This window comes from Acinetobacter sp. CFCC 11171 (assembly GCF_003268405.1).
Classification (GTDB): domain Bacteria; phylum Pseudomonadota; class Gammaproteobacteria; order Pseudomonadales; family Moraxellaceae; genus Acinetobacter; species Acinetobacter amyesii.
On the sequence record NZ_LQXP01000006.1, the window covers coordinates 75,947 to 89,662 of the forward strand.

At 37.9% G+C, this 13,716-nt stretch carries 12 protein-coding genes; 8 read left to right on the forward strand and 4 right to left on the reverse strand.

All coding sequences use genetic code 11. The annotated features are described in order from the left end of the window. Positions 1–169 precede the first annotated feature (169 nt). Both AVJ20_RS04855 and AVJ20_RS04860 read left to right on the forward strand, forming a co-directional pair. Positions 170–886, forward strand: a complete 717-nt coding sequence (locus AVJ20_RS04855; RefSeq protein ID WP_111884353.1) for an SGNH/GDSL hydrolase family protein — start codon at positions 170–172, stop codon at positions 884–886. A 39-nt stretch (positions 887–925) separates the two neighbouring features. Continuing rightward, on the forward strand, positions 926–1,534 hold the full coding sequence (locus tag AVJ20_RS04860; RefSeq protein ID WP_111884354.1) for a uracil-DNA glycosylase family protein: 609 nt from the start codon (positions 926–928) through the stop codon (positions 1,532–1,534). Positions 1,535–1,641: 107 nt separating this feature from the next. Here AVJ20_RS04860 and AVJ20_RS04865 read toward each other — a convergent pair whose 3' ends face one another. Further along, a complete protein-coding gene (locus tag AVJ20_RS04865; RefSeq protein ID WP_111884355.1) occupies positions 1,642–2,079 on the reverse strand; it encodes a hypothetical protein in 438 nt (145 codons plus the stop codon). Between the two features lie 162 nt (positions 2,080–2,241). On the opposite strand from AVJ20_RS04865, the gene AVJ20_RS04870 reads away from it, so the two are divergent. Further along, positions 2,242–2,886, forward strand: a complete 645-nt coding sequence (locus AVJ20_RS04870) for a class I SAM-dependent methyltransferase (RefSeq protein ID WP_228157160.1) — start codon at positions 2,242–2,244, stop codon at positions 2,884–2,886. Between the two features lie 94 nt (positions 2,887–2,980). Here AVJ20_RS04870 and AVJ20_RS04875 read toward each other — a convergent pair whose 3' ends face one another. After that, on the reverse strand, positions 2,981–4,537 hold the full coding sequence (locus AVJ20_RS04875; RefSeq protein ID WP_111884356.1) for a phospholipase D family protein: 1,557 nt from the start codon (positions 4,535–4,537) through the stop codon (positions 2,981–2,983). Between the two features lie 125 nt (positions 4,538–4,662). Between AVJ20_RS04875 and AVJ20_RS04880 the strand changes: the two genes are divergently transcribed. The 3 genes from AVJ20_RS04880 (at position 4,663) to AVJ20_RS04890 (ending at position 8,293) form a co-directional block, all read left to right on the forward strand. Next, on the forward strand, positions 4,663–5,778 hold the full coding sequence (locus AVJ20_RS04880) for an S-(hydroxymethyl)glutathione dehydrogenase/class III alcohol dehydrogenase (protein WP_078193885.1): 1,116 nt from the start codon (positions 4,663–4,665) through the stop codon (positions 5,776–5,778). Positions 5,779–6,068: 290 nt separating this feature from the next. Beyond that, complete coding sequence (locus AVJ20_RS04885; RefSeq protein ID WP_111884357.1) at positions 6,069–7,088, forward strand: flavin reductase family protein; 1,020 nt, start codon at positions 6,069–6,071, stop codon at positions 7,086–7,088. A 35-nt stretch (positions 7,089–7,123) separates the two neighbouring features. After that, positions 7,124–8,293 (forward strand): fatty acid desaturase family protein, encoded by a 1,170-nt coding sequence (locus AVJ20_RS04890; protein WP_111884358.1) that lies wholly within the window; start codon positions 7,124–7,126, stop codon positions 8,291–8,293. 122 nt (positions 8,294–8,415) lie between these two features. Here the strand turns inward: AVJ20_RS04890 and AVJ20_RS04895 are convergent, their stop codons facing one another. Further along, positions 8,416–9,999, reverse strand: coding sequence for an ATP-binding cassette domain-containing protein (locus AVJ20_RS04895; RefSeq protein WP_111884359.1), 1,584 nt, complete (start codon positions 9,997–9,999; stop codon positions 8,416–8,418). Positions 10,000–10,699: 700 nt separating this feature from the next. Here AVJ20_RS04895 and AVJ20_RS04900 point away from each other — a divergent pair. After that, complete coding sequence (locus tag AVJ20_RS04900) at positions 10,700–11,782, forward strand: 3-deoxy-7-phosphoheptulonate synthase (protein WP_111884360.1); 1,083 nt, start codon at positions 10,700–10,702, stop codon at positions 11,780–11,782. A gap of 270 nt (positions 11,783–12,052) precedes the next feature. Next, positions 12,053–13,243, forward strand: coding sequence for a PilT/PilU family type 4a pilus ATPase (locus AVJ20_RS04905; RefSeq protein ID WP_111884361.1), 1,191 nt, complete (start codon positions 12,053–12,055; stop codon positions 13,241–13,243). Positions 13,244–13,340: 97 nt separating this feature from the next. On the opposite strand, the gene gcvH is transcribed toward AVJ20_RS04905, so the two are convergent. Then, the gene (gene gcvH, locus AVJ20_RS04910; protein ID WP_078193810.1) at positions 13,341–13,715 is read right to left on the reverse strand and encodes a glycine cleavage system protein GcvH; all 375 of its coding nucleotides are present in this window, start codon (positions 13,713–13,715) and stop codon (positions 13,341–13,343) included. Between the last annotated feature and the right edge of the window lies 1 nt (position 13,716).

Consider the following 13,716-nt stretch of genomic DNA (forward strand, 5'->3'; position numbering starts at 1 on the left):
TGAAATTAGATAAATGATAATCATTATTAATATAAAAAACTAGCAATATGCCGCAGAATGGTGCTTTTAAAAAAAGAAAATGTAGAAAAATAACAATAGAGTCAATGCTTTGTTTTTTAAAATAATTAAAATAATGCAGTCGACAAGCTCTCAATCATTGCTAAATATTATGCTACTCAAAGTATCAACACTGCTGCTGTTACCTGCATTATTGATCCAAGGTTACCGTGTGAAAAAAAATACCCCACGTTTAGCAGAACCGATGGGAGAACGTTGTGGGATGAGTGGTCAGGGTAATAGACCATTATCGGTATTAATACTAGGTGATTCAGCAGCAGCAGGTGTCGGCGTCGAGCATCAGTCGGATGCGCTATTGGGACAATTGCTTAAAATTTTATCGCCTGATTATCAAGTTCATTATTGCCTTGAAGCCACAACAGGACATAACAGCCAGCAAATCATCAATGCTTTGGATAATGTCGCAAAGCAGAACTTTGATGTCGTGATCAGTTCTGTTGGTGTCAATGATGTCACAGCATTAAAACAGCCAGACCAATGGTTGAAGCTCCAGCAGCGTTTATATCAAGCTGTCGAGGAAAGGTTTCATCCACAGCTATTGATCATTTCAGGTGTGCCACCAATGGATGCGTTTCCAGCTTTACCGTTTCCATTGTCATGGTTGTTTGGACAATATTCGCAAAAGATGAATGCGATTTTAAAAAATTATGTTAATACTCAAGCGAATATGCGATTAATTCAATACGATTTACACGAGTATCGTGAAAAAAATTTAAAAATGGCCAAAGACGGCTTTCACCCGAGTAAAGAAATTTATCAGTTATGGGCTGAAAAAATAGCGAAACATATCACTGAACAATTTTCATAGATAATATATGATTCAATCACTTGGTGAAGTTACATCTATATGAGTAAAGATATTTCAGACGTGAATCCGCAAATCGAAACGCATCCTTTAGCGCCATTTTTGCCATCAAATGGGAAACTCTTGATGCTAGGGAGTTTTCCTCCACCCAAAACACGCTGGAAGATGGATTTTTATTATCCAAATTTCCAAAATGATATGTGGAAAATCTTTGGCCTATGTTTTTTTCAGGATAAAAATCATTTTCTCAATGTAGAGAGCAAGACTTTTAAAGAACAGCTCATTCGAGATTTTTTAAATGAAAAAGGTATAGGCATTTTTGATACGGCCTATCAAGTGATTCGTTTGAAAGGCAATGCATCAGACAAGTTTTTACAGATCTATCAGCCAACTGATATTGAGAAGCTACTTCAAAAAATGCCGAATTGTCACTATGTTATGACGACGGGAGACAAGGCGACTGATACTTTGATGCTCTCAATGCCAGAAAATACTGAAAAACCACACATTGGGCATGCTGTTCGTACCAAATTTGCAGGCAGAGATTTGACTTTATACCGCATGCCATCATCATCTAGAGCTTATCCATTGGCACTGGAAAAAAAAGCTGAGGCCTATCAAAGCTTATTTAAAGATATAGGCTTACTTTAGGGAAGTTTACGTTATTGTGAGATACCTTGAAATATATGTCTCATTTAAACAGGCAAACATTCAATGATTAAAAGGTGGCATCTTAATAATGGATAAACACCAACTCCTTAGCCATCATATTCAACATAATCCCAAAGGTTTAAACGCGCTTTAATTTCTTTGCGAATATTCGGCAGCATAGGCAGTAAAGTGCCATCGATCCATAAACTCAGAGTCTGGGATGAAACTTTTTTGTTTGCATCATTTACAATTTGCGCGCCTTTCACGATCACCAAAGTTTCTTCGCTAGCTGCAGTTTCAATGCCTTTAAATAAAAGCTGTAATTCATGACCTGTATCTTGAATTAACCATTCCAACTCAATTTGAATATTGTGATTAGATTTAAGTACAGCTTGGCCTTCAATCATGTCATTGTCCGATAAGCAGTCATGCTCAACCCGAACTTTCGACAAAAACCATTCTTGATGACCAAGGTCAGAGAGCGTTGTAAAAGGTGTTAAAATATCACTTAAATTAAATTGGCGGCTTAAATCAAAAAATTGCATTAGAAAACTTTAGGAGGAGATAAAACAAAATAAGAGGTGGATGTTAAAGCATCATCAAGTGTGAGTAAAACCTTTGCTTTTATTGAGATATTTTATGTATAAATAGCATTCAATCTATCTAAATTAAGTCTAAGAAAAATGAATTGCGAAAATAATATACACATAAATGATGTGCCCAGCCCCATAGACTTAAAAAATCCAATCGAAGCTAAACAGTGGGCAGCTGAAGTGAATCTAAAACGACCGTGGCGTTATGACATCTTTCAAATGTATGTTGACTCTATTTTGGCTTTCAACCCGAATGCCCGTGTACTTGAACTGGGTTCAGGTCCAGGTTATTTGGCTGAGTTTTTAATCAATCATTGTCCAAATATAGATTACACAGCATTTGATTTTTCCGAAGCTATGCATGACTTGGCAAAAGAAAAATTAAGTGCAGCGCAACGCTTAAAATGCAATTTTATAACAGGGGATTTCAAACAATCGGATTGGGAAGAATCACTTCACTTCAATCAAAACAGCACCTTTGATGTGATTGTTATTCATCAAGCTTTACATGAGTTGAGGCATAAGGCGTATGCAGCAGAGTTTCATCGGACTGTAAAAACGTTGTTAAATACACAAGGCGTGTATATTGTGTGTGATCATCTATATGCACCAAATGCTCAGCAAAATCATGAGTTGTATATGTCTGTTAAGGAGCATTTAGATGCGCTGAAAGCAGCCAATTATGGCCAAGTGGAATGTCTGGGTGAAGTCAATGGTTTGGTTATTTTCAAAAGCCAGCACTCATATGAACGAGACTGAACAAGAGCATTATTGAGTTGCTTGAAACTGCTTAAATCGTTCCTATTAGATCTTATCGATGAGAAAAACTTAACCAATTAGCAGTACATTGTCATTACATCATCCATTCAATAGGGAGGTATGACACTGCTTTTATACTAAATCGTTGGAATCGTGTTGTTTCTGGTTCATGAGTATAGGTTTTAATTGTTCCATTTTTTTGATGCTCTAACCAAATGATTTCGCCTTTTTCATCCAGTTTTAATTCATATGCAATTTGCGGTAAATACTGGTTTAATGCCGCCGAAATATCGTTTTGTAATCGATCAGACTTAACGACAAGGCCAACTTCCGAATTTAAATTTGCGGAACGTGGATCAAAGTTAAATGATCCAATAAACACCATTCCGTCGATATCGAAAAATTTTGCATGCAAACTAGAGGCATTTTTGCCTTTTGCGGGGATGATATTTCCAGTTATGACCTCATACCATGTGCGTTTTGAACGCTCTATATAAGGTTTAAATTCATATAGTTTCACGCCATTTTCGAGTAAGTCTTTGCGATATTTTTGATAAAACGCATGAACGACAGCGACGTCATTGGCTAAAAATGAATTGGTTAACACACGGACTTCTACATTTTTACCTGCAAGACCCGTCAGAAAGTCAGTTCCTTGTTGCGTGGGAACAAAATAAGCTGAAACCAATTCCATGCGTTCCTTGGGCTGTCCCATCAAGGTCGAAAATTGGTTATAAATTAATTCTTGCTCTTTAGCCTCACCACGAATTTTATTCGGACTATCCGCAATGAAATGTGCTTCGGCCCAATTCACCGGTCTTAGTTTAAGCTGAGCCGCCAGTTGTTGCTGTGCATAGTTAATGCGCTGTTGATCTTTAGTCAACGTTGTAGAGTTTTCTTGGTACGTTTGTCTTAATTGATTTAAGTCTTCTTTTGTACCTGCACCAATCCATTGCTGAACAGAATAACTTAAATCATCATTCCAAAAGTTCAAAAACACTTGATTGGCTTGTTGAATGGCTTCCCCATAGAAAAGGATATCCAAATCTGTAAATTGAAAACTTTCACTGGCATCAAAATATTCATTACTGATGTTACGACCACCAGTTACGCCTATAAAACCATCGGCAACAATTAATTTATTATGCATACGATGGTTAATATGCTTTAAGCGAAATACATAATCAATGACACGTAATTTTCTGAATTTATAGGGATTAAACAGTTTGATTGAAATGTTGGGATGTGCTGAAAGGGCTTGTAAGGTCGGATCGAGTTTCGTCCCGTTTTGATCATCAATTAGTAGCCTTACTTTTACCCCACGGTCAGCGGCATGCAGTAATTCTTGAAACATCAAATGCCCAATAGCATCATTTTCCCAAATATAATATTGCAAATCGATGGTGTATTTTGCGTTTCGAATCAAATGCAGGCGAGATGCAATGCTTAAGAAGGCATCATCTAAGGCTAAATAAGCCGTTTGTTTTTGTTGTAATTTTTCTAAATCCGTAGCAGACGTAATCCATTTTTCTGCATGTGATTGTATAGGGACATCTTTTTTTGACTGATTGCTAGGTAAGCTGCATCCAGTTAATAGGTTGATCGAAACAGTTAAACCGACAGTACAACTTATTTCACGTAATTGTATCATTCAAATAGCATTAATCATTCCTTGAAAAATTCATCATAACATCATGTTTTAAGGTTGTATCTAGGCTTAAAAAGAGGTTACTGTAACTCATCTGTTAATATAAGCCATACAGGATGTTTTTAGACATGAAATCACGTGCAGCCGTTGCTTTTGGACCGGGTCAGCCTTTAGAAATTGTTGAAATTGATGTGGCACCACCTAAAGCAGGTGAGGTTTTAGTCAAAATTAGCCATACAGGTGTGTGTCATACAGATGCATTTACATTGTCGGGTGATGATCCTGAAGGCGTATTTCCAGCAATTTTAGGGCATGAAGGTGCAGGTGTTGTGGTTGAAGTCGGTGAAGGTGTGACTTCAGTGCAACCGGGTGATCATGTAATTCCACTTTATACTGCAGAATGTGGTGAATGTTTATTCTGTAAATCGGGTAAAACAAATCTTTGTGTATCGGTACGAGCAACACAAGGGAAAGGTTTAATGCCGGATGGCACAACACGTTTTTCTTATAATGGTCAGCCGATTTATCACTATATGGGCTGTTCAACATTCTCTGAATATACTGTGGTTGCAGAAGTGTCTTTGGCAAAAATTAACCCTGAAGCGAACCACGAACATGTATGTTTGTTGGGTTGCGGCGTAACAACAGGCCTTGGTGCAGTTAAAAATACCGCTAAAGTTCAGGAAGGTGACTCAGTTGCAGTCTTTGGTTTAGGTGGTATTGGTTTGGCTGTGGTACAAGGTGCTAAAAAAGCCAAAGCAGGTCGTATCATTGCCGTAGATACCAATCCTGACAAATTCAAACTGGCTGAAGAATTTGGCGCTACAGATTTTGTTAATCCAAAAGATTATGATCGTCCAGTTCAAGAAGTGATTGTAGAAATGACGGGTTGGGGCGTCGACCATTCATTTGAATGTATTGGCAATACCAATGTGATGCGCTCTGCTTTGGAATGTGCTCACCGTGGTTGGGGGCAATCTGTGATTATTGGTGTGGCAGGTGCAGGTCAAGAAATTTCAACCCGTCCATTCCAATTGGTTACAGGTCGTACTTGGAAAGGCACTGCTTTCGGTGGTGTTAAAGGTCGTTCACAATTACCGGGTATGGTAGAAGAAGCCATGTCAGGCGAGATCAAACTTGAACCATTCGTGACCCATACCATGGGGCTGGATAAAATCAATGAAGCCTTTGATTTAATGCATGAAGGTAAATCAATTCGCTCTGTTGTACATTTTGAAGATTAAACTTTGATTTAAATATTTTTGATTAAACGACTAATCATTTAAAAATTAATGCGTTAATTTTCACTATTTAAAAACTAGGCTTTTGCCTAGTTTTTTTATTTGTGTCGTTATAACAAATCAAAACTTCAAATTAGGATTTGCAAAAAGTGACAAATTGTTAGACATAAAATGATAAAAAATGCCAAATGATAGATTTTGTCCCGAATTCACATGGTGGGAAATTAGCACTAAACATAAGGTAAGCATAATTTAAAAACAAATGTATATTAATGCATTATCCGAGGCAAAAAATGACAACTACAAGTTACAAGCCTGAGTGGATTCGGGAAGATTTTATTGATTTTATTGCAGAAAAATTTGATGCAATTTGGGCCTACAAACGTATAAAAGCACAATTGGTCAAATCACGTTGTGTGGGGATCGGGTTTTATGAACTGAGTTTTTTAGCGAATCACAACTTTAAAGCAGAAAATTATCGACCAGGCCAATGTGTTCTGGTGACAGTTGTAACGGATGGTGTACGGCATCAACGTAGCTATAGCATCGTCGAAATCAATACATCAGGTCATGTAGTAATCGCAGTCAAACAACACGGCAAAGTGTCCAACTACCTGACGCAATTAAAAACAGGTGATGTTGTTGAATTATCGCAACCGCAAGGTGAGTTTGGCCTAAAGCTAAATTCGGATCGACCAATTTTACTGCTTGCTTCAGGTAGTGGTATTACCTCAATCATGGCTTTGTTTAAACAAGCAATTCATCTTGAACGTGTGGTTGACCTGATTTATTTCAATCGAGATGATGCGTATTTGGATGAATTGATTCAACTAGCGAAGCAATCAAACCATGCACATTTACATGCGATTAATACGCTGAAAACTAAATTACATATCTCACCAGAGGTGCTAAACCACATGGTCCCCGATTTTAAGCAGCGAGATTGCTATGCCTGTGGTGCAGCGCCAATGATGCAAAGCATTGAGCAACTGTATCGTGAGTTTAAGCTTTCAGAATATTTAAATACTGAATATTTTCAGATGATTGCTGATGATTCAGTGCCTGCTCAACCTGTCACTTTTAGTTTAGCCCAACAAGATTTTTTAGCAGAAGGTAACTTACTTGAAAGTGCTGAAAAAGCCGGTTTAAAACCTGCGCATGGTTGTCGGATGGGTATTTGTAATACTTGTTCGTGTACGAAATTGCAGGGTTCAGTGAAAAACTTACTTACTGGCGAAATCGATCATGCGAATAACACACAAATCAAATTATGTGTCTCTCAGGCAATTTCACCTGTACGTATTCAACTCTAACCCAAGCCGCATAAAAACAAATCAGGGGCATCAACATGAATCAATCGATATATATTCGTCCGAATAGTAAGTCACGTTATTTATCTCCAGAACAAACTGCTGAATTTGGCGAAAAAGTTGAGCAAATTCGCCGTGAAATCATGCAGAGTGTAGGTGAAAAAGATGCAGCGTATATTTATAAAATTCGCAATTTTGTCCGTTATAGCGAGATTGCTTCTCGTGGCATGTTGATGTTTGCAGGTTATATTCCACCGGTTTGGTTAATGGGTACGGGTTTATTAGGTATTTCTAAAATCGTAGAGAACATGGAACTCGGTCATAATGTGATGCATGGTCAGTTTGATTGGTTAAATGACCCGAGTTTAAATGGTGCTAATTATGATTGGGATACCATTGCCACAGGTCAAGACTGGAAATATACCCATAACTATGTGCATCATACCTATACCAATATTGTGGGGATGGACCATGATGTCGGCTATGGCTTAATCCGTGTAAGTGAATCGCAAAAGTGGGAGCCACGTTTCCTTTTTAATATTCCACTGGCTGCCCAACTCATGGTTTTCTTTGAGTGGTATGTCGGCATTCAACGTTTACATTTAGAAGATGTTATTGCGTATAAAACCAAAAATTGGAAAGATGTATGGCATGAAGCGGCCGATGTACGTCAGAAAATTAAGCGCCAAGTGATTAAAGATTATGTGTTTTTCCCGCTTATTGCAGGTCCCAATGCCATTCCGGTATTTGCAGGAAATGCTGTAGCCAACGTGATTCGTAGCTTATGGGCTTCCGCTGTCATCTTTAATGGCCATTTTACAGAAGATGCGGAAAACTTTGAGATTAATAATACCGAAAATGAAACTCGAGCAGAGTGGTATCTCCGTCAAATTCGTGGCTCAAGTAATTTTAGTGGAACACAATGGTTGCATATACTCAGTGGTAATTTGAGTCACCAAATTGAACACCATTTATTCCCAGATATGCCTGCAAACCGCTATGCAGAAGCCGCACCTAAAATTAAAGCACTCTGTGAGGAATATGGTATTCACTACAACGAAGCCAGTTTTATCAAACAGTTTGCCAGCGTTTGGGTTCGACTCGCGAAATGTTCAGTGCCAAATGACTGGCGTGCCGAGCTTAAGGAACGTTCAGCTTCACTTCAGCAGCGCCTTAAACAAAAAATCATGAAGAAAATCGGGTGTTAAAATACAGTATTGTTTAGCAATATTGCCCTTAATGCTTCCAATGGATGATTTCTAAAGCATTAAATTCGCCAAAGTAGCGTTCATCTACTTTGGCTTTTTTAGATATATCTAGCGAGCGAGAGTTATTCAACTAATTGCACGCTATTCTGAATGCCACAAGATTCTACAAAATATGCATCATGTGAAACGAGGATCACCGCACCTGTATAATGCTGAATGGCTTGAGCCAATAACATTCTAGACTCTATATCTAAGTGATTTTCAGGTTCATCTAACAATAAAAGCTCAATATTCGGTGTTAAATAATTTAAGCCCAACAAGGTCACTTTTAAACGCTCACCACCACTTAAACAGTGAAATGGCAGTTCCGCTTTTTGACCACGGATTCTAAGTTGACCGAGTTGATTACGCCATTCCGTTGACGAAACCTCAGGATTAAACTTTGCCAAATTGTCCAAAACACTCAGTTCAGGTGATAAATTACTCAAGTTTTGATCTAAATACAGGGTATGCACAGACAAAAACGTTTCATGGCTAGACTGTGATGTGGTCTGACTCAAATACTTTAGAAATGTAGATTTACCAATACCATTTTTTCCTTTTAAATGAATTTTTTCACCTGCCTGTAAGGCCAAGTCGAAAGGCTGGTGCTGAGATGTTTTGCGATGAAAATGTTTAACTCTTAAGATTTCTCCTGTTTTTTCAGCGTGATGTTGAAAAACGAATTGCTGCTCTTTGACATGCTCAAGTTGTTGCTGTGACTGAATCAGTTGAGATCTCTTTTCTTCCAATTGCTTCTGCTGTTGCGTATGAACTGAAGCGAGGCTTTGACCGGCTTGTTCCTTTTTAAAATCGAGTAACACTTTGGCTTGGGTGCTTGACTTGCGTAGGACACGCCCTTGTTGTTCTCGTTTTTGCGCTTTCATCTGTGTTTCGTGTTGTTGTAATTTGAGTTGTTTTAACTCACGCTGCTGCTGTAAAGCATTACGCTGTAAGGCTTTATTTTGCAGATCGTTTTGTTGAACGTAGTCTTTATAGTTGCCAGTAACACGACTGAGTCCAAACTCATTTAAAGCATAGATATGCTCTACATGTTGCAGCAATTCTCGATCATGACTGACAACAAATGAACCGGCAGGATGGTTTTTTAAACGATCGATGAGCCAGAAACGTGAAGATGCATCTAAATGGTTACTTGGTTCATCCAAAAGTAAATAATGGTCAGTTTTTAAAAATAATGCACACAATGCCAATTTGGTTTTTTGCCCCTCACTCAGCTGAGCGACAGGGAAATTTAAATCTGTTGGTAGTGAAGCTTGCTTAAGTTGTTGCTGCCATAGTGCAGGACGGTGCCATTGGTTTTCAGTCAGCTCAAAGTCTTCAAAACTGGCATTGCCTATTTCGATACGTTGAAATGAGTCATATAAATCTTCCACACCGAGTGCAGAAGCAATCGTGTCAGCTTCTAGTCGAGAAAATTGTGATAAATAGGCATGTGGTACATTCCATGAAATTTCACCTTCATAGGGGAGATCTTTCAGATTTTGCTCATATAAGATTTTAAGGATGCAGGACTTTCCTAAACCATTGCGACCAATACATGCCGAAAGCTGTTGTTGATTGAGGTTAAATTTCAGGTTTTTAAAAAGTGTTTTTAAAGGAAATTCCAAGCTTAGTTTGGAAATTGTACAAGCTGTTTGAGTCATAGATGCACCTTGCGATAGCAAAGATGCGCAATACAAATAACTAATTTTATTCTATAAAAAAGACAATATTTGAGAAAATGCAGTCGAAGTCATTAGCCATGTGTTTGCACATCAAAAAAATGGATTTGATGATGAAAAAAACAGGGCTTACTTCATTGGCAAATACTCGAATTAAAAATAAATGGAAAAAAGCTTTAAACAGCCTAATGTTGTGCAGTCTAATAAATGTTTATTTATTAATCAATACATCAAATTTTAAAAATAGGTAGCAATAATTGGCAGTAGAGTTATTTAATACAACAAAATAGCAAAAAACTATTGTCAAACCGATGAATACAGCGTATTTTAATTTTCAGACAGATACTTTTTGATGAAATCAAGATGTTAAAGCAACCTTTAATCTCAAACGCATATTATTACTTCTGGCAGTTTAGATAATTGCCTGAACGCGTTCGGGCATGAAAAAGGTTGCCCACCAAGTTTATACCTGATCGGCAACCCTGATCAGGTTTTTTTATGTCTTGATTTTTATAATATTTTTGGAGAAATCTCATGTTTACAGTAAATAATTCATATTTTAGCAACGGTTATTGGTTTTACTTTAGTCAGTCTATGTCTAAAGCCTTGAAGTCCCAAAGTCCCATAACGCTCAGATAAAAGATCGGACTGTTTATACGTACAGTCCAAAGGAATAGAACCAATGAATGCGCTAAATACAGCTTTACAACAAACTCAAAATTCAGAAATTCAGAAATCTACACGGCCTAAAGAAACGCTTTTGAGCTTGCCACATCAACTGAAACAACAATTACCTTTATCAGTTCATGCTGCAGAACAAATTGCTGCACATCGTGCAACGATTCAAAATATTTTGACGGGTCAAGACCCGCGTCTAATGATTATTACAGGTCCATGTTCAATCCATGATCCGATTGCTGCTTTGGAATATGCTGAAAAATTAAAACAATTACAGGCACAGGTATCAGATCAAATTTTTCTTGTGATGCGCGCATACATTGAAAAACCACGTACTACATTGGGCTGGAAAGGCTATATGTATGACCCAAGTTTAGATGGATCATCTAATATGCAGTTGGGCTTAGAAAAATCGCGTGAGCTATACTTACAAATTATTGAAATGGGTTTGCCAATTGCCTCTGAAATTTTAAGCCCAATGGCGACGGGTTATTTTGATGACCTTTTGGCTTGGGGTGCAATCGGTGCGCGTACCAGCGAATCACAAATTCATCGTGAAATCTCGAGTCATATGCCATACAGTATTGGTTTCAAAAACGGAACAGATGGCTCAATCCAAATTGCTTTAGATGCCATTCAATCTGCTTCGCATCCACACCAGTTTTTAGGTATGAGTCAAACTGGCTTACCGTGTATTTTAGAATCTGTTGGTAACCCGCAAGCACATTTAATTTTACGTGGCTCAAATACAGGTCCAAATTATAGTTTGGCTGAAATAGACAAAATTCGCAGAAAAGTAAAAGGCGATTTACCAGCTTTAGTGATCGATTGTAGTCATGGCAATAGCCATAAAGACCCAATGAAGCAACCTGAAGTATTACGTACAATTGTAGCAGAGCGTGAGCATACCCAAGTGCGTGGAGTGATGTTGGAAAGTCATTTGGTGGACGGAAATCAAAAAATTAGTTGTGACATGACTTATGGTCAGTCTGTAACAGATGGATGCTTAGGTTGGGACAAAACCATTGATTTGATTCAACAGGTTGCGAATGAACTTCGTGCATCACAAATCAAACGTAGTGCTTAACAATCCAGAGCATATTCAGTCTGAATTGATGTAGCCCAAAGCCTTAGAATATTGATTGTTCTAAGGCTTTTATTTTGAAATTTACTTTATTGTTTACTGCGATATAAAAATTGAAAAATGGCATATTTCCTAAAATATATACTGATAATTCAGTATTTTATGTTTGAGTGAATCACACTTTTTATGCACAATAATATCTAAGCCCAATACAGCGCCTTAAATAATGACAATCTGTGCTTGGGTGTTTGAAATTTTATATTGGGGAAGTTGATGTACACTGCTGAATTGCTGGAAGAAGCACGCCGTTTTATGTTCCACATGTTAACAAAAGTGGTTGAATATGGTGGTTCTGATTTATTTATTACGGCAGATTTTCCACCAAGTATTAAACATCAAGGCATGATGAAACCCTTTGGGCAGCAAGAGCTTGATGCTGAGAAAACAAAGCTTTTCGCCTATAGTCTGATGAATGAGAAGCAGCGCAAAGAATTTGAGAAAGAATTAGAATGTAACTTTGCGATTAGTGTGCCAAACGTTTCGCGTTTTCGTGTCAATGTATTTCAGCAACAGTTACATGTAGGTATGGTCATTCGTACCATTACCGCAGAAATTCCAAATTTTGAAAAGCTTAAATTACCGGCTTCGCTTAAGCACGTGATTATGGAAAAACGTGGTTTGGTTTTAGTGGTTGGTGGTACAGGTTCAGGGAAATCAACCTCTTTAGCGGCGCTGATTGATTATCGAAATGAAAATAGTGCAGGCCATATCATCACTGTTGAAGACCCAGTGGAATATGTTCATAAACATAAAAAATCTATGATTACGCATCGTGAAGTTGGTGTAGATAGTCATTCGTGGCATAACGCCTTAAAAAATACACTACGACAAGCGCCAGATGTGATTTTAATCGGTGAAATTCGTGACACCGAGACTATGGAACATGCGATTGCCTTTGCTGAAACAGGGCATTTATGTTTAGGTACGCTACATTCAAATAATGCCAATCAAACCCTAGATCGGATCATCAACTTCTTCCCAGAAGAGCGAAGAAATCAATTGCTTATGGATTTATCGAGCAATATGAAAGCGATTGTTTCTCAGCGTTTAATCCGGACTGAAGATGGTAAAGGACGCCGTGCAGCCGTTGAAATCATGTTAAACACGCCGCTTATTTCAGATTTGATTTTGAAAGGTGAGTTTCATGAATTAAAAGCGATCATGGCAAAATCTCGTGAACTTGGGATGCAAACTTTCGACCAAGCTTTATTTGATTTATATAATGACGGCGCAATTTCTTATGAAGAAGCCTTAAGAAATGCTGATTCAACCAATGAACTACGTTTGCAAATTAAACTAAAAAGTTCACGTGCAAATGGTACTTCAGCGGCTGCGCAATCGTTTAGTATGGTTGAAGAAAAGAAAGAAGAACCTGAAAGTACCGAAGCTTCGGAAGAAATATAAGCTGCATATTCATGCAAATGGTATATAAGCCAATTCAGCCATCATATTGAAATAAAAAAATCAGCCCTCAGGCTGATTTTTTAGATATTAGAAATATTTACAGGCCAGCTTCATATTGTTCGCTGGTCAATAAAGCATCTACATCAGCCATATTGTCTGGTTTAATTTTATAAATCCAACCTTTGCTATAAGGCGCATCGTTTACAAAATCTGGATCATCTTCAAGGTCTGGATTGACTTCAACAACCACACCAGAAACCGGAGCATGAATATCAGAAGCGGTTTTTACCGACTCAACCACACCCGCTTGTTCGCCAGCAGTGATATGTTGACCAACATCTGGTGCTTCAACATAAACTAAATCACCCAATGCGTCTTGTGCATGATCAGAAATGCCTGTAACAACAAGGTCACCTTCAATTCGCACCCATTCATGTGTACTTGCGTACTTTAAATCTGAAGGATGATTCATT